17 protein-coding genes are annotated in these 23,127 nt (G+C 61.4%); 11 read left to right on the plus strand and 6 right to left on the minus strand.

The window, feature by feature from the left end:
- Window position 1: 1 nt before the first annotated feature.
- Window positions 2-661, minus strand: coding sequence for a GntR family transcriptional regulator (locus AC0IXA_RS25065; protein ID WP_341637991.1), 660 nt, complete (start codon window positions 659-661; stop codon window positions 2-4).
- A 268-nt stretch (window positions 662-929) separates the two neighbouring features.
- On the opposite strand from AC0IXA_RS25065, the gene xdhA reads away from it, so the two are divergent.
- From xdhA to guaD, 4 genes are all read left to right on the plus strand, one after another.
- A complete protein-coding gene (xdhA, locus tag AC0IXA_RS25070) occupies window positions 930-2,384 on the plus strand; it encodes a xanthine dehydrogenase small subunit (RefSeq protein WP_341637992.1) in 1,455 nt (484 codons plus the stop codon).
- The gene (gene xdhB, locus AC0IXA_RS25075; protein WP_122692165.1) at window positions 2,377-4,776 is read left to right on the plus strand and encodes a xanthine dehydrogenase molybdopterin binding subunit; all 2,400 of its coding nucleotides are present in this window, start codon (window positions 2,377-2,379) and stop codon (window positions 4,774-4,776) included. Before xdhA ends, xdhB begins: the two co-directional genes overlap by 8 nt.
- 118 nt (window positions 4,777-4,894) lie before the next feature.
- Complete coding sequence (gene xdhC, locus AC0IXA_RS25080; RefSeq protein WP_073473987.1) at window positions 4,895-5,752, plus strand: xanthine dehydrogenase accessory protein XdhC; 858 nt, start codon at window positions 4,895-4,897, stop codon at window positions 5,750-5,752.
- Between the two features lie 13 nt (window positions 5,753-5,765).
- Complete coding sequence (gene guaD, locus AC0IXA_RS25085; RefSeq protein ID WP_016773846.1) at window positions 5,766-7,070, plus strand: guanine deaminase; 1,305 nt, start codon at window positions 5,766-5,768, stop codon at window positions 7,068-7,070.
- Between the two features lie 247 nt (window positions 7,071-7,317).
- Here the strand turns inward: guaD and AC0IXA_RS25090 are convergent, their stop codons facing one another.
- Window positions 7,318-8,082: a GntR family transcriptional regulator gene (locus AC0IXA_RS25090; RefSeq protein ID WP_007918375.1), complete on the minus strand. Its 765-nt coding sequence runs from the start codon at window positions 8,080-8,082 to the stop codon at window positions 7,318-7,320.
- A 359-nt stretch (window positions 8,083-8,441) separates the two neighbouring features.
- Between AC0IXA_RS25090 and AC0IXA_RS25095 the strand changes: the two genes are divergently transcribed.
- Window positions 8,442-9,632 carry a benzoate/H(+) symporter BenE family transporter gene (locus AC0IXA_RS25095; RefSeq protein ID WP_471814703.1) on the plus strand — a complete coding sequence of 397 codons (1,191 nt, stop codon included), beginning with the start codon at window positions 8,442-8,444 and terminating at the stop codon, window positions 9,630-9,632.
- 163 nt (window positions 9,633-9,795) lie between these two features.
- Here AC0IXA_RS25095 and AC0IXA_RS25100 read toward each other — a convergent pair whose 3' ends face one another.
- Window positions 9,796-10,140 carry a YggL family protein gene (locus tag AC0IXA_RS25100; protein ID WP_016773843.1) on the minus strand — a complete coding sequence of 115 codons (345 nt, stop codon included), beginning with the start codon at window positions 10,138-10,140 and terminating at the stop codon, window positions 9,796-9,798.
- Between the two features lie 234 nt (window positions 10,141-10,374).
- Here AC0IXA_RS25100 and dacB point away from each other — a divergent pair, with 234 nt between their 5' ends.
- Window positions 10,375-11,835: a D-alanyl-D-alanine carboxypeptidase/D-alanyl-D-alanine endopeptidase gene (gene dacB, locus AC0IXA_RS25105; protein ID WP_341637996.1), complete on the plus strand. Its 1,461-nt coding sequence runs from the start codon at window positions 10,375-10,377 to the stop codon at window positions 11,833-11,835.
- Between the two features lie 159 nt (window positions 11,836-11,994).
- Here the strand turns inward: dacB and AC0IXA_RS25110 are convergent, their stop codons facing one another.
- Together AC0IXA_RS25110 and rlmKL are read right to left on the minus strand one after the other, a co-directional pair.
- Complete coding sequence (locus AC0IXA_RS25110; protein WP_471814704.1) at window positions 11,995-14,379, minus strand: sensor domain-containing diguanylate cyclase; 2,385 nt, start codon at window positions 14,377-14,379, stop codon at window positions 11,995-11,997.
- 144 nt (window positions 14,380-14,523) lie between these two features.
- Window positions 14,524-16,794, minus strand: coding sequence for a bifunctional 23S rRNA (guanine(2069)-N(7))-methyltransferase RlmK/23S rRNA (guanine(2445)-N(2))-methyltransferase RlmL (gene rlmKL, locus AC0IXA_RS25115; RefSeq protein WP_471814705.1), 2,271 nt, complete (start codon window positions 16,792-16,794; stop codon window positions 14,524-14,526).
- Window positions 16,795-17,324: 530 nt separating this feature from the next.
- Here rlmKL and rmf point away from each other — a divergent pair.
- A complete protein-coding gene (gene rmf / locus AC0IXA_RS25120) occupies window positions 17,325-17,540 on the plus strand; it encodes a ribosome modulation factor (protein ID WP_003223300.1) in 216 nt (71 codons plus the stop codon).
- 299 nt (window positions 17,541-17,839) lie between these two features.
- Here rmf and AC0IXA_RS25125 read toward each other — a convergent pair whose 3' ends face one another.
- The gene (locus AC0IXA_RS25125) at window positions 17,840-18,859 is read right to left on the minus strand and encodes a quinone-dependent dihydroorotate dehydrogenase (RefSeq protein WP_471814706.1); all 1,020 of its coding nucleotides are present in this window, start codon (window positions 18,857-18,859) and stop codon (window positions 17,840-17,842) included.
- Window positions 18,860-19,077: 218 nt separating this feature from the next.
- Between AC0IXA_RS25125 and AC0IXA_RS25130 the strand changes: the two genes are divergently transcribed.
- From AC0IXA_RS25130 to AC0IXA_RS25145, 4 genes are all read left to right on the plus strand, one after another.
- Entirely contained in the window at window positions 19,078-20,289 is a 1,212-nt protein-coding gene (locus tag AC0IXA_RS25130) for a CmpA/NrtA family ABC transporter substrate-binding protein (protein WP_471814707.1), read from the plus strand.
- 15 nt (window positions 20,290-20,304) lie between these two features.
- Window positions 20,305-20,880 (plus strand): ANTAR domain-containing response regulator, encoded by a 576-nt coding sequence (locus AC0IXA_RS25135; RefSeq protein WP_460154261.1) that lies wholly within the window; start codon window positions 20,305-20,307, stop codon window positions 20,878-20,880.
- 431 nt (window positions 20,881-21,311) lie between these two features.
- Complete coding sequence (locus tag AC0IXA_RS25140; protein WP_016773839.1) at window positions 21,312-22,523, plus strand: nitrate/nitrite transporter; 1,212 nt, start codon at window positions 21,312-21,314, stop codon at window positions 22,521-22,523.
- A 7-nt stretch (window positions 22,524-22,530) separates the two neighbouring features.
- Window positions 22,531-23,127: PP2C family protein-serine/threonine phosphatase (locus AC0IXA_RS25145; RefSeq protein WP_471814708.1), on the plus strand; the 597-nt coding region annotated here is incomplete at its 3' end.

A 23,127-nucleotide genomic window follows, 5' to 3' on the forward strand; every position in this document is an offset into this window, starting at 1 on the left:
CTCAGGCAACCGTCAGCGCAGACACCACCAGATCGCAGCTGCGCTGGGCATACGCCGTGAGCACGATGCGGATCTGCGGCAAATCACGGGCAAGTACGGCGGCGAGCAAGCGTTCGAACAGTTCGAGGAATTCGCTCATTTCCGCCTTGCGCTGTTCGAGGGCGAGGAAATACGCGCGGCTCATCGCCGGCTGGAGGTTCTCGACGGTTTCTTGCAGGTACGGATTGTTGGCAAACGGATAGGCGGCGCGCATCACCGCAAAGCTGTCATCGACGAAGCTGCGGATATCGCCGCGTTCGTAATTGGCGGTCAGGCGCTGCTGGATCTGCACGAACGGCGCCATGTCCGACTGCACTTGCCAGCCATTGGCCACCGAATTGCCAAGCAGGATGTACAGCTCGCTCATCAGCGCGCACAGGCTCTGCACCTTGTGCGGCGTCAGCTCGGTAACGTGGGCGCCACGACGCGGCAGGATCGCGATCAGGTGACGGCGCTCGAGGATCAGCAAGGCTTCGCGGACCGAACCGCGGCTGACGTTGAGCGCCAGCGTGACCTTCTGTTCCTGGATGCGCTCTCCTGGCTTCATTTCGCCACGAATGATGCGTTCGGCGAGGTGGTGAGCGATTTGCTCGGCGAGGCTGTCCGGCGCCTTGAACGTCATGGTTGTCCTTCAAACTCTATCGATCTGCACAAGCGGCGCAGTGTAGCGCAAATGCACGGTCATGGCGGAGTGCCCACTCAGCGGTTTTTGGCACGAATCCCGCAAAAAAGCGCAGTGACCGATGAAGGTCAATACTGAATAGACACGCTGTTGATCGACGAAACGGATTTTCCTGACCTTTAAGTCAGAAAACCATTGACCGAAAAGTCAGACCTGCTAAATTCGGTTCACGTCGGTTAACAACAATAATGAGTCTGCGAGGCCTTCCGTGATCCAGTTTTTACTTAACCAGGAACTCCGTAGCGAGCACGCCCTGGACCCGAATCTGACTGTGCTCAATTACCTGCGTGAACACGTAGGCAAGCCCGGCACCAAAGAAGGTTGCGCCAGTGGCGACTGCGGCGCCTGCACCGTGGTGGTTGGGGAGTTGCAGACCGATGACAGCGGGCGTGAGCATATTCGCTATCGCAGCCTCAACTCGTGCCTGACTTTCGTTTCGTCATTGCACGGCAAGCAACTGATCAGCGTTGAAGACCTCAAGCACAAGGGCGAACTGCACAGCGTGCAGAAAGCCATGGTCGAGTGCCACGGTTCTCAGTGCGGCTTCTGCACCCCCGGTTTCGTCATGTCGTTGTTCGCCCTGCAAAAGAACAGCGACGCGCCGGATCAGGCCAAGGCTCACGAAGCGCTGGCCGGCAACCTCTGCCGCTGCACTGGCTACCGGCCGATTCTCGCCGCTGCCGAACAATCCTGCTGCGCCAAGCCAGCGGATCAGTTCGACGCCCGCGAAGCCGAAACCATTGCCCGCCTCAAGGCCATCGCGCCGACCGATATCGGCGAACTCAACAGCGGCGACAAGCGCTGCCTGGTGCCGCTGACCGTAGCCGATCTGGCCGACCTCTACGACGCTTATCCCCAAGCCCGCCTGCTCGCCGGCGGCACCGATCTGGCGCTGGAAGTCACCCAGTTCCACCGCACCCTGCCGGTGATGATCTACGTCGGCAACGTCGCCGAAATGAAGCGCATCGAAACCTTCGCCGACCGCATCGAGATCGGCGCCGCCACCGCCCTCTCCGACTGCTACGAAGCGTTGAATGCCGAGTACCCGGACTTCGGCGAACTGCTGCACCGCTTCGCCTCGTTGCAGATCCGCAATCAGGGCACCCTCGGCGGCAACATCGGCAACGCCTCGCCGATCGGTGACTCGCCACCGCTGCTGATCGCCCTCGGCGCGCAGATCGTGCTGTGCAAAGGCGAGACCCGCCGCACGCTGAACCTGGAAGATTACTTCATCGACTATCGCGTGACCGCGCGCCAGGAAAGCGAATTCATCGAGAAAATTATCGTTCCGCGTGCCAGCGCCGAGCAGTTGTTCCGCGCCTATAAAGTGTCGAAGCGTCTGGACGATGACATCTCCGCCGTCTGCGCTGCGTTCAATCTGCGCGTGGAAAACGGCGTGATCAGCGACGCTCGGGTGGCCTTCGGCGGCATGGCGGCGATTCCGAAACGCGCCGCGCACTGCGAAGCCGTGCTGCTTGGTCAGCCGTTCAATAACGCCGTGATCGAACGTGCGTGCGCCGCGCTGGCTGAAGACTTCACGCCACTCTCGGACTTCCGCGCCAGCAAGGAATATCGCCTGCTCAGCGCGCAGAACCTGCTGCGCAAATACTTCATCGAACTGCAAACACCGCACATCGAGACTCGGGTGACCGCTTATGTCTAACCATCACGCCGTAGAGAAGACCCAGGCTGAATTGGCCGAACTGTTCGCCAAGGATCTGACCACCGGTGTCGGCCGCAGCGTCAAGCACGACAGCGCCGCCAAGCATGTCTCCGGTGAAGCGCAGTACATCGATGATCGCCTGGAATTCCCCAACCAATTGCACCTGTATGCGCGCCTGTCGGACCGCGCCCACGCGAAAATCCTCAGCATCGACACGTCGCCGTGCTACGCCTTCGAAGGCGTGCGTATCGTCATCACCCACGAAGACGTGCCGGGCCTGAAAGACATCGGCCCGCTGATGCCGGGCGACCCACTGCTGGCCATCGATGACGTGCAGTTCGTCGGCCAGCCAGTGCTGGCGGTAGCGGCGAAAGATCTGGAAACCGCGCGCAAAGCGGCGATGGCGGCGATCATCGAATACGAGGATCTGGAACCGGTGCTCGACGTCGTCGAAGCCCTGCGCAAGCGCCATTTCGTGCTCGACAGCCACACTCACCAGCGCGGCGATTCGGCTTCGGCACTGGCCACGGCGGAACACCGTATTCAGGGCACGCTGCACATCGGCGGTCAGGAGCACTTCTATCTGGAGACACAAATCTCCTCGGTGATGCCTACCGAAGATGGCGGAATGATCGTCTACTGCTCGACGCAGAACCCGACCGAAGTGCAGAAACTGGTCGCCGAAGTGCTCGACGTGTCGATGAACAAGATCGTCGTCGACATGCGCCGCATGGGCGGTGGTTTCGGTGGCAAGGAAACCCAGGCCGCGAGCCCGGCGTGCCTGTGCGCGGTGGTCGCGCACCTCACCGGCCAACCGACCAAGATGCGCCTGCCGCGCGTCGAAGACATGCTGATGACCGGCAAGCGCCACCCGTTCTACGTTGAATACGACGTCGGCTTCGACAGCAGCGGCCGTCTGCACGGGATCAACATGGAGCTGGCCGGCAACTGCGGCTGCTCGCCGGACTTGTCTGCTTCGATCGTTGACCGGGCGATGTTCCACTCGGACAACTCCTACTACCTCGGCGATGCGACCATCAACGGTCACCGCTGCAAGACCAATACCGCCTCGAACACCGCTTATCGTGGTTTCGGTGGCCCGCAAGGCATGGTCGCCATCGAGGAAGTGATGGACGCGATTGCCCGGCACCTGAAGCTCGACCCGCTGGCGGTGCGCAAGGCCAACTACTACGGCAAGACCGAGCGCAACGTCACCCACTACTACCAGACCGTCGAGCACAACATGCTCGAAGAGATGACCGCCGAACTGGAAGAAAGCAGCCAGTACGCCGAGCGCCGCGAAGCGATCCGTCGCTACAACGCCAACAGCCCGATCCTCAAAAAAGGCCTGGCACTGACTCCGGTGAAATTCGGTATTTCCTTCACCGCCAGTTTCCTCAATCAGGCCGGTGCGCTGATCCACATCTACACCGACGGCAGCATCCACTTGAACCACGGCGGTACGGAAATGGGTCAGGGCCTGAATACCAAAGTCGCCCAGGTCGTGGCGGAAGTGTTCCAGGTCGAAATCGATCGTGTGCAGATCACTGCGACCAACACCGACAAAGTGCCGAACACCTCTCCGACCGCTGCTTCCAGCGGCGCCGACCTGAACGGCAAAGCCGCGCAGAACGCAGCACAGACCATCAAGCAACGCCTGGTCGAATTCGCCGCGCGGCACTACAAAGTCAGCGAAGAAGACGTCGAATTCCGCAACGGCCACGTGCGCGTGCGCGAGCAGATCCTGACCTTCGAAGCGCTGATCCAGCAGGCGTATTTCAATCAGGTCTCGCTGTCGAGCACTGGCTTCTACAAGACCCCGAAAATCTATTACGACCGCAGTCAGGCCCGTGGGCGTCCGTTCTATTACTTCGCCTTTGGCGCAGCCTGCTGCGAAGTGATCGTCGACACCCTGACCGGCGAGTACAAGATGCTGCGCACCGACATCCTGCACGACGTCGGCGCCTCGCTGAACCCGTCGATCGACATCGGTCAGGTCGAGGGCGGTTTCGTCCAGGGCATGGGCTGGCTGACCATGGAAGAGCTGGTCTGGAACAACAAAGGCAAGCTGATGACCAACGGCCCGGCCAGCTACAAGATTCCGGCGGTGGCGGACATGCCGCTGGATCTGCGGGTGAAGCTGGTGGAAAACCGCAAGAACCCGGAAGACACGGTGTTCCATTCCAAAGCCGTCGGTGAACCGCCGTTCATGCTCGGCATCGCCGCGTGGTGCGCAATCAAGGACGCGGTGGCGAGCCTCGGCGATTATCAGCATCAGCCGAAGATCGATGCGCCGGCCACGCCGGAGCGGGTGTTGTGGGGCTGCGAGCAGATGCGCCAGCTCAAAGCGGTGAAGGCTGTCGAAGCTGAAACCGAGCTGGCTCCGCTCTAGGACCGAGGCGCAGCCATTCGCGAGCAGGCTCGCTCCCACATTTGGAATGCATTGCCAATGTGGGAGCGAGCCTGCTCGCGAAGAGGCCGGCACAGACAACGAAGATGTCGAGGTGAACATGTACAACTGGATCGACGCCCTCGCCGACCTGCAGAATCAGGGCGAGCCCTGTGTGCTGGTGACGATCATCGAAGAACTTGGCTCGACGCCACGCAACGCCGGCTCGAAAATGGTCGTCAGTGCCGACCGCCTGTTCGACACCATTGGTGGCGGGCATCTGGAATTCAAAGCCATGCAGATCGCCCGCGAGATGCTCGCCAGCGGTAAGCAGGACACCCATCTGGAGCGCTTCAGCCTCGGCGCCAGCCTCGGCCAATGCTGCGGTGGCGCTACGGTGTTGCTGTTCGAACCGATGGGCCAGGTGCAGGCGCAGATTGCCGTATTCGGTGCCGGCCATGTCGGTCGCGCCCTCGTGCCGCTGCTGGCCAGCCTGCCCTGCCGGGTGCGCTGGATCGATTCGCGCGAGGCCGAGTTCCCTGAACACATCCCTCACGGCGTGCGTAAAATCGTCAGCGAAGAGCCGGTGGACGAAGTCGATGATCTGCCCGCCGGCAGCTACTGCATCGTCATGACCCACAACCATCAGCTCGATCTGGAGCTGACCGCGGCGATTCTCAAGCGTAACGATTTCACTTGGTTCGGCCTGATCGGCTCGAAAACCAAACGCGCCAAATTCGAACACCGTCTGCGTGATCGTGGTTTCGACCCGAGCGTGGTGCAGCGCATGCGCTGCCCGATGGGCATCGGCGAAGTCAAAGGCAAATTGCCTGTGGAAATCGCCATCTCCATCGCCGGCGAAATCATCGCCACTTACAACGCCAATTTCGGCCAGCACAGCGCCCGCGCCGAACCGATTGCCCGATTGCTGCCCGCCTCGCGCCGCAGCCAGTCCGCCAAACTCAAAGCCTCAAACTGATTAGAGAACCCTCATGCCTCTGACTCGCAAAGCCTACCGCGCCGCCATCCTGCACAGCATCGCCGACCCTGCCGAAGTCGGCATCGAAGCCTCCTATGAATATTTCGAGGATGGCCTGCTGGTGGTCGACGACGGCAAGATCAGCGCCCTCGGCCACGCCAGCGAACTGCTGCCGACACTGCCGGCGGATATCGAGATCAACCATTATCAGGATGCGCTGATCACCCCCGGCTTTATCGACACACACATTCACCTGCCGCAGACCGGCATGGTCGGCTCCTACGGCGAGCAATTGCTCGACTGGCTGAACACCTACACCTTTCCCTGCGAAAGCCAGTTTGGTGATAAGGCTCACGCCGACGAAGTGGCCGATATTTTCATCAAGGAACTGCTGCGCAACGGCACCACCACGGCGCTGGTGTTCGGCAGCGTGCACCCGCAATCGGTGAATTCGTTTTTCGAAGCGGCGGAAAAGCTTGATCTGCGCATGATCGCCGGCAAGGTGATGATGGACCGCAATGCCCCGGATTATCTGGTCGATACCGCCGAATCCAGCTACGTCGACAGCAAGGCGCTGATCGAGCGCTGGCACGGCAAGGGTCGCTTGCACTATGCGGTGACGCCGCGCTTCGCCCCCACCAGCACCCCGGAACAACTGACCTTGGCCGGGCAATTGCTGACGGAATATCCGGATCTGTACATGCAGACCCACATCAGCGAAAACCTCAAGGAAATCGAGTGGGTCAAGGAGCTGTTCCCGGAGCGCAAGGGTTACCTCGACGTCTACGATCACTACCAGTTGCTTGGCGAACGCTCGGTATTCGCCCACGGCGTGCATTTGTGTGACGAAGAATGCGCGCGACTGGCGGAAACCGGCTCGGCGATCTCGTTCTGCCCGACCTCGAACCTGTTCCTCGGCAGCGGCCTGTTCAACCTGCCGATGGCGGAAAAGCACAAGCTCAATGTCGGCCTCGGCACCGACGTCGGCGGCGGTACCAGTTTCTCGCTGCTGCAGACGCTGAACGAAGCGTACAAGGTGATGCAACTGCAAGGCGCGCGCCTGAGTCCGTTCAAATCGTTGTATCTGGCGACGTTGGGTGGTGCGCGGGCGCTGCGCCTGGAAGACAAGATCGGCAACCTGCAACCGGGCAGTGATGCCGACTTCCTGGTACTGGATTACAACGCCACGCCGCTGCTGAGCTACCGCTTGAAGCAGTCCAATAACATTGCCGAGACGTTATTTGTGTTGATGACCTTGGGCGATGACCGGACGGTACAGCAGACTTACGCTGCGGGGGCGCTGGTGCATCAGCGCTAACCTCTTCGCACTGATCGTTCCCACGCTCTGCGTGGGAATGCAGCCCGTGACGCTCCGCGTCACTGGACGCGGAGCGTCCCTAGAGGCATTCCCACGCGGAGCGTGGGAACGATCATCCCCGGTGGTGTTTACCCGTGGGATTTTTGTTGCCGGTCAGATTGTCTTCGCGAGCAGGCTCGCTCCCACCTTTGAAATGCATTCTCTTGTGGGAGCGAGCCTGCTCGCGAAAGCCGCGACTCGGTGTCATTTAGAGCTTGGCCGCTGGACGCCCCGGCTTTTTGGTCTGCAACAAATGCGAGAACACCGCATGCAGATCATCCGACGCGCCTTCCTCGTCGAGGTTGAGCTTGCTGTCGATGTGATCCATGTGATGCATCATCAGGTTCACCGCCAGTTCGCCGTCGCGCTTTTCAATGGCGTCGATCAACTGGGTGTGTTCGTCGTACGAGCAATGCGAGCGGTTGCCGCTTTCGTACTGGGCGATGATCAAAGAAGTCTGCGACACCAGGCTGCGCTGGAAGCTGATCAACGGTGCGTTCATTGCCGCTTCCGCCAGCTTCAGGTGGAATTCACCCGACAGACGAATACCGGCACCACGATCGCCACGGGAGAAGCTGTCGCGCTCGTCGTTGACCATCTGCCGCAGTTCGGCGATCTGCTCGGCAGTGGCGTGCTGAACCGCCAGTTCAGTGATCGCCCGCTCGACCAGACGCCGGGCGAGAAACACCTGACGCGCCTCTTCAACGCTCGGGCTGGCGACCACGGCGCCACGGTTCGGCCGCAACAGCACCACGCCTTCATGGGCCAGACGCGACAGCGCGCGGCGAATGATGGTGCGGCTGACCCCGAAGATTTCCCCCAGCGCTTCTTCGCTCAACTTGGTGCCGGGCGCCAGACGCTGTTCGAGGATGGCCTCGAAGATATGCGCGTAGACAATATCGTCCTGGGTTCCGCTGCGGCCGGCTTTGCCTGCTCGCGGTTGTTTCTTGAGGGGTTGCAACTGTTCGTTCATGGGCACTCGAGTCGGGAAAACTGCGGCGAATAGACCGTGACTGTAATACGGCACAGTAGGTCGCTGGCAAGTATCGCGTAAAAAACAGCGCGATTGTACACAATGAATGGTGGCAACACGACTGTACGGCTGTTTGCGCCTGCGGCTGTATTGCAACGCTGGGTTACGTTTGAGTTTAGGCTTGATCGCAGAATCCGCTGCATGACCGCAATCCTCCCGTGGGAGCGAGCCTGCTCGCGAAAGCCATTCCACATTCATTATGAATGTTGACTGACCTACCGCTTTCGCGAGCAGGCTCGCTCCCACAGAGGTGATGTGTTGTGGCGGACATCTCCATTGCTATAAGGAACACCGCCGTCATGACCGACGCCACCCACGCCCGCCTGCGCCCTCTGGCCGACACTTCGCCTTCCGCCATCGTCGCCGGTTTCATCGCGATGATGACCGGTTACACCAGTTCGCTGGTGCTGATGTTCCAGGCCGGGCAAGCCGCCGGCCTGAGCAGCGGGCAGATTTCCTCGTGGATCTGGGCGATTTCTATCGGCATGGCGGTGTGTTCGATTGGCCTGTCGCTGCGCTATCGCACACCGATCACCATCGCCTGGTCGACACCCGGCGCGGCATTGCTGATCACCAGCCTGGGCGGCGTCAGTTACGGCGAGGCGATCGGCGCCTACATCACGTGCGCGGTGCTGGTGACGATCTGCGGCCTGACCGGCAGCTTCGAACGGCTGGTGAAAAAGATCCCGGCCTCTCTGGCGGCGGCCTTACTGGCAGGGATCCTGTTCAAGATCGGCAGCGAAATCTTCGTCGCCGCGCAACACCGTACGGGGCTGGTGCTGGGGATGTTCTTCACTTATCTGCTGGTCAAGCGCCTGTCACCACGCTATGCGGTGCTCGCGGCGCTGCTGATCGGCACCGCGCTGTCGGGCTTCATGGGGCTGCTGGATTTCAGCGGCTTTCACCTGGAAGTGGCCACTCCGGTCTGGACCACGCCGCACTTCTCCCTGGCCGCTACCATCAGCATCGGCATTCCGCTGTTCGTGGTGGCGATGACCTCGCAGAACATGCCCGGCATCGCCGTGCTGCGTGCCGATGGCTATAACGTCCCGGCCTCGCCACTGATCACCACCACCGGCATTGCCTCACTGCTGCTGGCGCCGTTCGGCTCCCACGGCATCAACCTCGCAGCAATCAGCGCGGCAATCTGCACCGGCCCGCATGCCCATGAAGATCGCAAAAAGCGCTACACCGCAGCGGTCTGGTGCGGGGTGTTCTACGGGATTGCCGGGGTGTTCGGCGCGACGTTGGCGGCATTGTTTGCGGCGTTGCCGAAAGAACTGGTGCTGTCGATTGCCGCGCTGGCGCTGTTCGGCTCGATCATCAATGGCTTGAGCATCGCCATGAACGAGGTGAAGGAACGGGAAGCGGCGTTGATCACGTTTATGGTCACGGCGTCGGGGCTGACGTTGTTTTCCATTGGTTCGGCGTTCTGGGGGATTGTCGCGGGGGTTTTGACGCTGGTGATTTTGAACTGGAACAAGCGTTGACGGTATAAAAGCTTCGCGAGCAGGCTCGCTCCCACAGGTAAGTCGAGTCGCTCAGGTGAATCGTGTGGGAGCGAGCCTGCTCGCGAATGCGTCCTGCAGGACGACAACCCTGGCAGGCAGGCATAAAAAAACGGCGACCCTCAGGTCGCCGTTTTTTTCAGTATCACTTAGCCGCGTTGATCGGCTTTTCCGGATACCACACGTCCAGCAGCGGGCTGACTTCGTACTTGGTCAGCTCGGAGCGGTTTTTCAGCCAGGCTTCAACGGCAGCGCGCTGCTCTTCGTTGACCGAGCCACGCTTCTGCAGGCACACCAGACCGAAGTCGTCGCCGCCAACATAACCCAGACCGTTGGCTTCCATGGCTTCTTTGATGAATGCTTCGAGGAAAGCGTCAATGGCTTCTTCGGACAAGTCTTCTTTGAAGTCCAGGTTCAGTTCGAAACCCAGCTCTTGAAATTCATCAACGCACAGTTTTTTGCGCAGACGCTGGGAACGGTTAGTCGCCATTGGAACAATCCTCTTAAGTAATAACGGCCGGCACTTTATCAGTTTAAGCCGGCGATTGCCCGACTCTCTGGTCGCTGCGGCCGACCGCCTGTAAAAAAATAAGCGATTGGCCGGGCCTGACACGGCACAAGCTGTTACAGCTTGGGGCATAATGCCGACACTTTCATGACCACTGAGGGCCTTTTCATCCATGTCCTCGTCTTTTTTCCCCTCTTTTGCAGGGTTTTATTGCATATGATCAAATCGTTGCGTCCACTGTTTCTCGCCGGCCTTCTTCTGCCCCTGGCCCTGCCTGTCTCCGCTGCCACCATCAACACTTCCCTCACCCCGAACGTCGAAAAAGCCCTCAAGGCCAGCAAGTTGCAGCCCACTGCGCTGTCGCTGGTGATGGTGCCGCTCGACGGTCCGGGCACGCCGACCGTGTTCAACGCCGACGTCTCGGTCAATCCGGCCTCGACAATGAAACTGGTCACCACTTACGCGGCGCTGGAAATGCTCGGCCCCAACCATCAGTGGAAAACCGAGTTCTACACCGACGGCGACCTGAACGGCGGCATTCTCAACGGCAACCTCTACCTCAAGGGTGGCGGTGACCCGAAGCTGAACATGGAAAAACTCTGGTTGCTGATGCGTGACCTGCGCGCCAACGGCGTGACCCAGATCACCGGCGACCTGATCCTCGACCGCAACTTCTTCGTGCAGCCGCAATTGCCGGAATTCAACGATGACGGCAACGACGACAACAAGCCGTTCCTGGTCAAACCCGACTCATTGCTGGTCAACCTCAAGGCCCTGCGCTTTGTTGCGCGCAATGACGGTGGCCGCGTACTGATTTCGGTTGAGCCGCCGATTGCCAGCATCCGCATCGAAAACACCGTCAAGGCGCTGCCGTCCAAGCAATGCACCGGCGGCGTGCGCTACAACCCGGTGCCGCAAGCCGATGGCAGCGTGACCGTAACCGTCGGCGGCCAGTTGGGCGAAGGCTGCAGCTCGCAGACTTACCTGTCGCTGCTCGACCACGCGACCTACACCGCCGGCGCCGTCCGCGCGATCTGGAAGGAACTGGGTGGCAGCATCCAGGGCAAGGATCGTCTGGCACCGACGCCGAGCAGCGCCAAACTGCTCGCCCGCGCGTACTCGCCAGATCTGGCCGAGATCATCCGCGACATCAACAAATACAGTAACAACACCATGGCCCAGCAGCTGTTCCTCAGCCTTGGCCAGCGTTTCCGCAACGATGCCGACGGTGATGACGCCCGGGCTGCGCAGCGCGTGGTGCGTCAGTGGCTGGCGAAGAAAGGCATCACCGCGCCGCATCTGGTGATGGAAAACGGCTCTGGTCTGTCGCGGGCCGAGCGGGTCAGCGCGCGTGAGATGGCCAACATGCTGCAGGCCGCCTGGCATAGCCCGTACGCCGCCGAGTACATCAGCTCGCTGCCGATTGCCGGCACCGACGGCACCATGCGCAAACGTCTGAAAACCACGGCGATGCGCGGCGAAGCCCACGTCAAGACCGGTACCCTGAACACCGTGCGCGCGATTGCCGGTTTCAGCCGTGATGTGAATGGCAATACCTGGGCGGTGGTAGCGATCCTCAACGACAAGGCCCCGTTCGGCGCCTCGTCGGTGCTCGATCAGGTGCTGCTGGATCTGTACAAACAGCCGAAACTGCCGCAGACCGCTTCGGTGCTGTAAGCGCAGCAGATGCAATTGTGGGAGCGAGCCTGCTCGCGAAGGCGTCGGTTCAGTCAGCTTGTTCAGTGACTGTCACACCGCTTTCGCGAGCAGGCTCGCTCCCACAGAAAGTCAGCGCCAGGTCCCCTCTGCCCCACAGGGTCAGGTGTCAGGTTCGAATCAGCTCATCTCCCGCTCAACCCGATCCCGGCCATTCTGCTTCGCTGCATAAACCCCTGAATCAGCGCGCAGCAACAGCGCATCCGCGCCCTCCCCCGGGCGCCAGCTGGCGATGCCGAAACTCGCGGTGACCAAGCCGACCACGTCCACTGGCGCGCTGCGCAAACCTTCCCACAACTCCATCGCCAGCATATAGGCGTGTTCACCGTCGATGTCCGGGCACAGCACCATGAACTCTTCACCGCCCAAACGGCAGAACACGTCGGTGCGGCGCAGGCGATGGCCGATCCGCTCGCAGACTGCCTGCAGCACGCGGTCGCCGACGGCGTGGCCGAACTGATCGTTGATGCGTTTGAAGTGGTCGATGTCGAGCATGATCACCGACAACTCACCGCCGCCACGCTCGACCCGGGCCATTTCGGTGGTCAGGCGTTCCTGGAAATAGCGGCGGTTGTGAATGCCGGTCAGCGAGTCGGTGATCGACAACGCGCGCAATTCTTCTTCCACGCGCTTGAGGTCAGAAATATCCGAGATATAACCGTGCCACAGCACCCCGCCGCCGGGCAGCTCCTCCGGTGTCGCCTCGCCACGCACCCAGCGCAGGCCACGCTCGGGCAGTTGCACGCGGTACTCCTCGCGCCATGGGCTAAGATTTTCCGCCGATTCGCGGATCGAGCTGCGCACGCGAATCGCATCCTGCGGGTGGATACGACTGAAGATCGCCTCGGAGTCGAGCAGCAGCACATCCGGCTCCAGCTCGTAGATTTCGCGGATGCCATCGCTGGCGTAGATCACGCTGAAGCGTCCGTCGAATTCCATCTTGAATTGGTAGATGCCACCGGGAACATGGGCGCTGAGCTTCTTCAGCAATGTGTCGCGTGCTGCCAGCACCTCGTGCACGCGCTTGCGTTCGGTGATGTCGATGCAGATCGCCAGATGACCGACCCACAGGCCTTGCTCGTCAAGCACCGGGGTGGCGAGCATGTTCACCGGCAGATGACTGCCGTCGCTGCGCACCAGGGTCCATTCGCGTGCCTCGTGGCCGCCGACTTCGCCGCCCTCGACCAGCATCGCGTGGCAAGTCGGAATGCTTTTGCCGTAGCGCGCACTCAACTCGGCCGAACGCGCCGCCAGTTCCCGTGGCAAATGCAGGTTCTCCAGGGTCATGCGCCCAACGACTTCGGCGCTGCTGTAGCCGAGCATTTGCTCGGCGCCGGGGTTGAAGGTGTTGATCACCCCGCGCAGGTCGGTGGCAATGATCGCGACCTGAGTGGCGGCATTCAGCACGCCGCGCAACTGACCGTGGGTGCCGCGCAGTTCCTGCTCGCGCTCGTGCAATTCCTGGGTGCGCACCTCGACCAGCCGCACCGCGCGCTGGCGCTGGCTGACCAGCACGTAAAGCAAGGCGCTGAGCAGTGCGCTGAGCAAGCCGCCCAGAATGATCACGCTGCCCACCGACGAATGGTTGGCTTGCATGAACGCTTCGCTCGGCAGGATATCGACCTGATAGTCGTGATCGGCCATGCGCAGCAAGCGCGTCGCTGCCAAATCGCCGGGCACCGCCTCGTTGCTCGATTCGAACAGCGCTTCGTGCTGATCCTGGGTCGACAGGTCGAGAATGCGCACCGACAGATAATCGTGCAGGGCATCGGGCAATCCGTCGGCAAGCAACTGGCGCATGCTGATCACCGCCATCACATAGCCGAATGGCCGTGATTCTCCGGCGCGACTGACCGGCGCCAGCAGCAACACCCCGCGCGCATACGACGGCTCGATCCCGACCAGATGCATCGGTTGCGACACCGCCATCCTGCCGAGCTGGTCGGCGCGTTGCAGGGTTTCGCGGCGCAAGGGTTGGGCGAGCAAGTCGTAGCCCAGCGGTGGCGCCAGTCGGCTTTGGGTTTGCGTGTAGAGCACCGGCACGTATTCCTCGCGCGGCACCGCCAGTTGCAGCTCGCCCTTGGCGTCCAGTTCGCGAATGGTGAAATTGCTCAGGCCTTCGTCACGCACCTGCTGTTCGAACGCGGCCCGTTCGGCACCGCTGACTCGCGGCGCGTAAGTGTAGGCTTGGGTGCGCAGCAATAAGGGTCGGGAGTACCCGTCGAATTCGGCGCGGGACACTGATTCGGAGTTGGCGAAGAACCGCCGCAGACCATCGAGACGTTGCTCCTGATCCTGAAAACGTTCGGCGATGCGGCTGTAGCGTTCATTGGCCAGCAGTTGAAAGCGCTGACGCGATTGTTGCTGAAACTGGTTGAAGGTGCCCCATGCGAGCAGCCCGGTGAGAATCCCGCCGGCCAGCAACACCAGCAAAGCGACCAGCCAGGCTGAAACGTCTTCACTGATGAAACCGAGGATTTTCGGGCGCACGGGGTGCAACGGCATAAGCACGACTCACTCCGCCAGATTTGCGGGAAAACCCCATTGGCGGTGTGTGAGTTATAGCTATTAGCCACTAATTTAGCCAGCACCGCTGGATCCACCGAGCCGTTAAAAATCAACGCTCTGTGGATCCAACCAGTGAAAGCGTCAACGAGCCGTGATTTTCCAGGCGCGGTGGATCTTGGTATTGCGGGCGAAATCCGGATCAATGGTCTGCGCACTGATTTCCTCGACCGCATAACGCTCGGCGAGGTTTTCCTCCAACTGGAACTTGCGGAAGTTGTTGGAGAAATACAGCACGCCACCCGGTGCCAGCCGCGCCATCGCCAGATCGATCAACTGCACCTGGTCGCGCTGTACGTCGAAAATGCCTTCCATGCGCTTGGAGTTGGAGAACGTCGGCGGGTCGATGAAGATCAGGTCGTATTCGTCGCGGCTGCTTTCCAGCCACGCCATCACATCGCCCTGCTCCAGACGGTTCTTGTCCGAGAAACCGTTCAACGACAGGTTGCGCCGCGCCCAGTCCAGATAGGTTTTCGACAGGTCGACGCTGGTGGTGCTGCGCGCGCCGCCCTTGGCCGCGTGCACGCTGGCGGTCGCGGTGTAGCAGAACAGATTGAGGAAGCGTTTGCCGGCCGCCTCTTTCTGAATGCGCATGCGCATCGGCCGGTGATCGAGGAACAGGCCGGTATCGAGGTAGTCGGTGAGGTTGACCAGCAACTTCACGCCACCTTCATTGACCTCGACGAACTTGCCCTGCGCAGCCTGACGCTCGTACTGCTTGGTGCCGCTCTGCCGCTCGCGGCGCTTGACCACCACGCGGTTCTTGTCGACGTTCAACGCTTGCGGAATGGCCGCCAGCGCATCGAACATGCGCGCCGAGGCTTTTTCCGGGTCGATGGATTTCGGCGCGGCGTATTCCTGAACGTGCACCCAGTCGTGGTACAGGTCGATGGCCATCGCGTATTCCGGCATGTCGGCATCATAGACGCGGTAGCAATCGATGCCTTCGCGCTTGACCCACTTGCCCATCGCCTTGAGATTTTTCTGCAAGCGATTGGCAAACATCTGCCCGCCTTCACTCAAGCGCGGCTGCTCGATCACCGACGCCGGGGCTGGCGTCGGCTTGATCGGGTTGCCGTTCTTGTTGAACTTGCGCTCTTGCGGCTCGTCCGGGGTCTGATCGTAAGCCGCTTGCTCGCGCTCGGCCTGACGCTGTTCCGGGGTGCGGCGCTCGCCAGTGACGAACTGATCCGGAAGAACCTTGATCAGCAGCAGTTTGCACGGCAGCGCGCCGTTCCAGAACGAATACTGCTTATGGCTGCGAATGCCCATGCGCTTGCCCAGATCCGGGGCACCGGTGAACACCGCCGCTTCCCAGTTCAGGCAGGCCTGACGCAGACGCTCGCCGAGGTTCTGATAGAGATACAGCAGGCTGGCTTCGTCGCCGAGACGCTCGCCGTACGGCGGGTTGCAGATCACCAGGCCTTTCTGGTTCTGGTCCGGGCGCGGCTCGAAGGTCGCCACTTCGCCCTGGTAGATCTTGATCCACTCGCTGAGGCCGGCACGTTCAACGTTGTTGCGGCCTGGCTGAATCAATCGTGGGTCGGCTTCGTAACCACGAATCCACAGCGGCGGTTTGGCCAGACCGGCGGCGGCACGCTCGACGGCTTCTTCGTGCAATTTTTTCCACAGCGCCGGCACGTGACCGAGCCACGCGGTAAAACCCCACTGCTCGCGACGCAGGTTCGGCGCCATGTCGGCGGCAATCATCCCGGCTTCGACGAGGAACGTACCGACACCGCACATCGGGTCAGCCAGTGCGCCGCCTTCGGCAGCAATACGCGGCCAGCCGGAACGGATGAGGATGGCGGCGGCGAGGTTTTCCTTCAGCGGCGCCGCGCCCTGCTGCAAGCGATAGCCGCGCTGGTGCAGGCTGTGGCCGGACAGGTCGAGGGACAGAATCGCTTCGCCGCGATCCAGACGCAGGTGAATGCGCAGGTCCGGGTTGAGTTTGTCGATGGATGGACGATCGCCCTGCGGCGTGCGCAGTTTGTCGACGATGGCGTCTTTGACTTTCAGCGCGCCGAAGTGAGTGTTGTCGATGCCCGAGCCGTGGCCGCTGAATTCAACGGCCAGGGTGCCGTCGCTGAGCATGTGATCCTGCCAGTCGATGTCGAGCACGCCGTGGTAGAGGTCTTCGGCGTCCTTCATCGGGAAACGCTTGAGCACCAGCAACACACGGTTGGCCAGACGCGACCAGAGGCACAGGCGATAGGCGGTTTCCATGGTCGCCATGCCACGCACGGCGGAAGTGTGCTCGCGCGCTTCTTCAAGGCCAAGCCCGACGGCTTCCTCGATGAGCAGGCCTTCAAGGCCTTTGGGGCAAGTGAGGAAGAGTTCGAAACGATCGGACATGGTAATTCCAGAGCCTTTGGCTAGTGGGCAGGCAACGCATTGCCGACCCGGTTTTCAATCAGGCGCTTTTCTGAAAGAGCGCCCGCGTGGCACGAAGGTGTGCCGTTCCATCCCCGCTGCTCGGGTTAAAAGAGCTTAGATGCCGGGACAGATAAAAAAGTTGGTGCAACAAAAAGACTGAAAACGACCCTTCGTCGAATATTACCCAAGCGCAAACGTGGGTCATTCTCACTAAAGGATTAACCCCCTGAGTCAGCGGGGCGCCGATCATACCGGGGTTTGCGCATTGAACGTTGAACAAATACGCGGTTACTTATCGCCATAGCATCCTTAACGTTACGTGCTTATGACAAAACGATCATTCCCTCGATGTGACTCATTGGTTAGAACTGAGCACAGGTTGACGTCGCAACGGCGTCAACACCTTGGCTCGCCACGCCGGCAGCGAGCCGCACGATGGCAGGTTTTTTCTGCCAGACCTCAATTGAGGTCAACGCGACACTACAGTCAACAAGTGAGGGAAACACCCTATGAGAAGACTTAAGCGTGATCCGTTGGAAAGAGCATTTTTGCGCGGATATCAATATGGCGTTGGTGGCAAATCCCGTGAGCTTTGCCCATTTACTCTACCGTCGGTACGTCAAGCCTGGATCAACGGCTGGCGAGAAGGACGCGGCGACAACTGGGACGGTATGACCGGCACTGCGGGAATCCACAGACTCAACGAACTTCACGCCGTCGGCTGACACAGGGCATTTATTCCGACACGACAATCTGAATTTGCAATGAATTAACCACGCACGTCCTTCCCGGACGGCGGGCTACGGCCCAGGGGCTCCTTCGAGGAGCCCTTTTTAATGCCTGCAGAAAGGGTTAACCGGGTTCCACGTGGCGAGGGGATTTATCCCCACTCGGCTGCGCAGCAGTCGCGAAATCGGGATTTCAATTTAACTGGCATATCAATGTGCAAGGTTTGGGGCTGCTGGGCAGCCCAGCGGGGATAAATCCCCTCGCCACAAAGGCTCCCACAAGGCCTCCGCAATCCTCAGCGCAACGCGGCGATCGCATCCACCGATTCACGAATCAGCGCCGGGCCTTTGTAGATGAAGCCCGAATAGATCTGCACCAGGCTTGCACCGGCCATGATCTTCTCCGCCGCATGTTTACCTTCGGTAATCCCGCCCGCAGCAATGATCGGCAAACGCCCGGCCAACTCACCCGCCAGCACTTTCACGGTGTGGGTGCTCTTTTCACGCACCGGCGCGCCGGACAGACCGCCCGCCTCGTCGCCATGTTCCATGCCTTCGACGCCGACACGGCTGAGCGTGGTGTTGGTGGCGATGACCGCATCCATGCCGGTTTCGATCAACGCCTGGGCAACCTGCGCGGTTTCTTCGTCGGTCATGTCCGGCGCAATCTTGATCGCCAGCGGCACATGTTTGCCGTGACGCAGGGCCAGTTCGGCGCGGCGCGTGGCCAGATCCGCGAGCAATTGCTTGAGCGAGTCACCGAACTGCAGGCTGCGCAAGCCCGGGGTGTTTGGCGAGCTGACGTTGACGGTGACGTAGCTGGCGTGGGCGTAAACCTTGTCCAGGCAGATCAGGTAATCGTCGACCGCACGCTCGACCGGGGTGTCGAAGTTCTTGCCGATATTGATGCCCAGCACGCCCTGGTATTTCGCCGCAGCGACCCGCGCCAGCAGGTTATCCACGCCGAGGTTGTTGAAGCCCATACGGTTGATGATCGCCTCGGCTTCCGGCAGGCGGAAGATCCGTGGTTTCGGGTTACCCGGCTGTGGGCGCGGGGTCACGGTGCCGATTTCGACAAAACCGAAACCCAGTTGCGCAAAGCCATCGATGGCCGCGCCGTTTTTGTCCAGACCTGCCGCCAGCCCCACCGGGTTCGGGAACTCGAGCCCCATGACGGTCACCGGCATTTTCGCCGGCGCCTTGCACAGCAAGCCGTTGAGACCCAAACGTCCACCCGCGCCGATCAGATCCAGCGACAGATCGTGGGAGGTTTCCGGGGAAAGTTTGAACAACAGCTGACGGGCCAGGGTGTACATGGGCGGCAATGACTCGGGCGGCGAAAAGAGGCGGCGATTATAGCCGGGCATCGTCCCCCGGCGCGAGGCGCCTGCGCGAATCAGGCCACTGGCATATGCCTTGCACCACCCCGCTCATCAGTCTGCCGACCAATGACGGCGCGCAGGCCAGGACAATGGCGTCGTCCCCGGGTTTTGCCTGCGCAGAATCCGGGACGACGTTTTTTTTGAGGTAGCGTATGAACGAAACGTCCTTGGGGCCTCTGGCCTGGGTCAATGGCAGCGATGCGCCGGAAAAGAGCGCGATCGATCTAGGCTTCATGGCGCTGAGCGACTGCGCCTCGGTGGTGGTCGCCGCCACCCAGGGCTTCGCCCAGCCCTACGGCCTGACCCTGAACCTCAAGCGTCAGGCCTCATGGGCCAACTTGCGCGACAAACTGGTCAGCGGCGAACTGGATGCCGCACACAGTCTGTACGGGCTGATTTATGCGGTGCACCTGGGCATCGGCGGCGTCGCCCCGACCGACATGGCGGTGCTGATGGGCCTGAACCAGAATGGCCAGAGCCTGAACCTGTCCCATGGTTTGCAACAGGCTGGCGTGAACAGTCCTGAAGCGCTCGATCGGCACGTGCACCAAAGCCGCGCAAAACTGACCTTCGCCCAGACCTTTCCCACCGGCACCCATGCGATGTGGCTTTATTACTGGCTGGCGAGCCAGGGCATTCATCCGTTGCAGGACGTCGACAGCGTGGTGGTGCCGCCGCCGCAAATGGTTGCGCACCTGCAAGCCGGGCGCATCGACGGCTTTTGCGTCGGCGAGCCGTGGGCAGCCAGCGCCGTGCAGCAGGATCTCGGCTTCACCCTGGCGACCAGCCAGAGCATCTGGCCCGACCATCCGGAAAAAGTCCTCGGCTGCACCCGGGAATTTGCCGAGCAATACCCCAACACCGCGCGGGCGCTGGTCATGGCCATTCTTGAGGCCAGCCGTTTCATCGAAGAAAGCCCGGAAAACCGCCGCAGTACCGCGCAATTACTCAGCGCCACCGAATACCTCGACACCCCCGCCGCGTGCATCGAGCCGCGTTTTATGGGTGACTACGCCGATGGCCTCGGTAATCGCTGGCAGGATCCGCATGCGCTGCGTTTTCATGGCGATGGCGAGGTCAATCTGCCATACCTTTCCGACGGCATGTGGTTCATGACCCAGTTCCGTCGCTGGGGTCTGTTGCGCGAGGACCCGGATTATCTGGCAGTCGCCCGCCAGGTTCAGCGCCTGGATCTGTACCGCGAGGCAGCGAGCGCTGTTGGCGTCGCGACTTCCTGCGCAGACGTGCGCAGCAGCCAGTTGCTCGACGGCAAGGTCTGGGACGGCAGCGATCCGGCGGGCTATGCGCGCAGTTTCAAACTGCACGCGCTGAACGACGATGCCCCCCTTCTCGCCCGCCGCTGACAGGAGACCGCGAACATGTTGCGCATTCTGCTGATCAACGACACCGCGAAAAAAGTCGGACGCCTGAAAGCGGCGCTGACCGAGGCCGGCTTCGAGGTAATCGACGAGTCCGGCCTGACCATCGACCTGCCGGCGCGCGTCGAAACGGTGCGCCCGGACGTAATCCTGATCGATACCGAGTCACCGAGCCGCGATGTCATGGAGCAAGTGGTACTGGTCAGCCGCGACCAGCCCCGGCCGATCGTAATGTTTACCGACGAACATGACCCGGGGGTGATGCGTCAGGCGATCAAGTCCGGGGTCAGTGCCTATATCGTCGAAGGCATTCACGCAAAACGGTTGCAGCCGATTCTCGACGTGGCGATGGCGCGCTTCGAGAGTGACCAGGCCCTGCGCGCGCAATTGCAGGCCCGTGACCAGCAACTGGCCGAGCGCAAGCGCATCGAACTGGCCAAGGGTTTGCTGATGAAGATGAAGGACTGCAACGAGGAAGAGGCCTATACGCTGATGCGCCGCCAGGCCATGAGCCGCCAGCAGAAGCTGATTCAAGTGGCGGAGCAGATCATTGCCATGAGCGAGTTGCTGGGCTGAGATTTTCGCTGCAAATCAAGAGCCCCTCACCCTAGCCCTCTCCCTGAGGGAGAGGGGACCGACCGCGTTGTCTTGCGCTGTCCGCCGACCTCAACGACCGAGTCGATTATGGATTCACTCGAAATCGTTCAGATCGGCAAATGATTCGGCCATCCCCCGCTCGGTTCCCTCTCCCTCTGGGAGAGGGCTAGGGTGAGGGGCTTTCGCTTTTCAGCTGTTGGCACAAATCTCGCTAAGTAAACCGCACAGGTAACCAACGGCGGTTGCCCCACCTACGACAAAGACGTCGCTCCCCCCGTTCGCCCCCCGGCGAATCAGGTAGCGGCGTTTTTGCGTTTTGGCCCCACAGAGCGGGGCCGGTGGTGCGGCCGTGAGGCGCTCCACCTGCTGTGCATGACTCCTTTCGAGACTCTTTTCAGCCGAGGTGCGCGATGAATTCAAGCTTCTGGAAATCCGGCCATACCCCGACCCTGTTCGCGGCCTTCCTGTATTTCGACCTGAGCTTCATGGTCTGGTACCTGCTCGGCCCGCTGGCGGTGCAGATTGCCGCCGACCTGCACCTGACCACCCAGCAACGCGGCCTCGTCGTCGCCACGCCGATTCTCGCCGGCGCGGTGTTGCGCTTCGCCATGGGCATGCTCGCTGATCGCTTGTCGCCCAAGACCGCCGGACTGATCGGCCAGGTCATCGTCATCTGCGCGCTGTTCGGTGCCTGGAAACTCGGCATCCACAGTTATGAACAGGCGCTGATCCTCGGTCTGTTTCTCGGTATGGCCGGCGCCTCGTTCGCCGTAGCCCTGCCGCTGGCCTCGCAGTGGTACCCGCCAGAGCATCAGGGCAAAGCCATGGGCATCGCCGGCGCGGGCAACTCCGGCACCGTGTTCGCCGCGCTGCTGGCGCCAGTGATTGCCGCCGCGTTCGGCTGGAGCAATGTCTTCGGTTTCGCCCTGATCCCGCTGGTTTTGACTTTAGTGCTGTTCGCCCTGCTGGCAAAAAACGCCCCGCAGCGGCCAAAACCGAAAGCCATGGCCGACTACTTCAAGGCCCTCGGTGATCGCGACAGCTGGTGGTTCATGTTTTTCTACAGCGTCACCTTCGGCGGCTTCATCGGCCTGGCCAGTGCCCTGCCCGGTTACTTCAACGATCAATACGGTCTGAGCCCGGTGACCGCCGGCTACTACACCGCTGCCTGCGTGTTCGGCGGCAGCCTGATGCGGCCGTTGGGTGGCGCGCTGGCCGATCGCTTCGGTGGCATCCGCACTTTGCTGGCGATGTACACCGTCGCTGCCATCTGCATCGCAGCGGTGGGCTTCAATCTGCCAAGTTCCTACGCGGCGCTGGCGCTTTTCGTCTGCACCATGCTCGGCTTGGGTGCGGGCAACGGCGCGGTTTTCCAATTGGTGCCGCAGCGTTTTCGTCTGGAAATCGGCGTGATGACCGGGCTTATCGGCATGGCCGGCGGTATCGGCGGCTTCGCCCTCGCGGCCGGCATGGGCGCGATCAAGCAAAGCACCGGCAGTTATCAACTGGCGCTGTGGTTGTTCGCCAGCCTCGGTGTGCTGGCGTGGTTTGGCCTGCACGGCGTCAAGCGTCGCTGGAGAACCACCTGGGGTTCGGCGGCGGTGACGGCGGCGCGGGTCTGAGGCCTCAATGGCTCTGCAACTGAGCTTCGCCGAAGCCAGCGCCACCGGCCCGCGCGCGGAGAATCAGGACGCCCTGCGCTCGGTGACACCGGCGCCGGCACTGGCGGTGAGCAAGGGTTATCTGTTCGCCATCGCCGACGGCGTCAGCCAATGCGCCGATGGCGGCCTCGCCGCGCGTTCGACCTTGCAGGCGCTGGCGCTGGACTACTACGCGACGCCGGAAACCTGGAGCGTGGCCCAGGCGCTGGATCGCCTGCTGCTCGCGCAAAATCGCTGGCTGCAGGCCAACGGCGGCGGGCAACCGTTGCTGACCACAGTCAGCGCGCTGGTGATGCGCGGTCGACGCTTCACCCTCGCCCACGTCGGCGATTGCCGGGTCTATCGCTGGCACGCCGAGCGCTTGCAGCGCATCAGCGAGGATCACGTCTGGGAGCAACCGGGCATGCAACACGTGCTCAAGCGTGCGCTCGGGCTCGATCAGCATCTGGTCCTGGATTTCCTCGACGGCGAACTGCGTGAGGGCGAAAGCTTCGTACTGCTCAGCGACGGCGTCTGGTCGACCTTGGGCGATACCGCGATCGCGGCAATTCTGCGCGATCAAGCG

This window comes from Pseudomonas sp. AC083 (assembly GCF_979253165.1).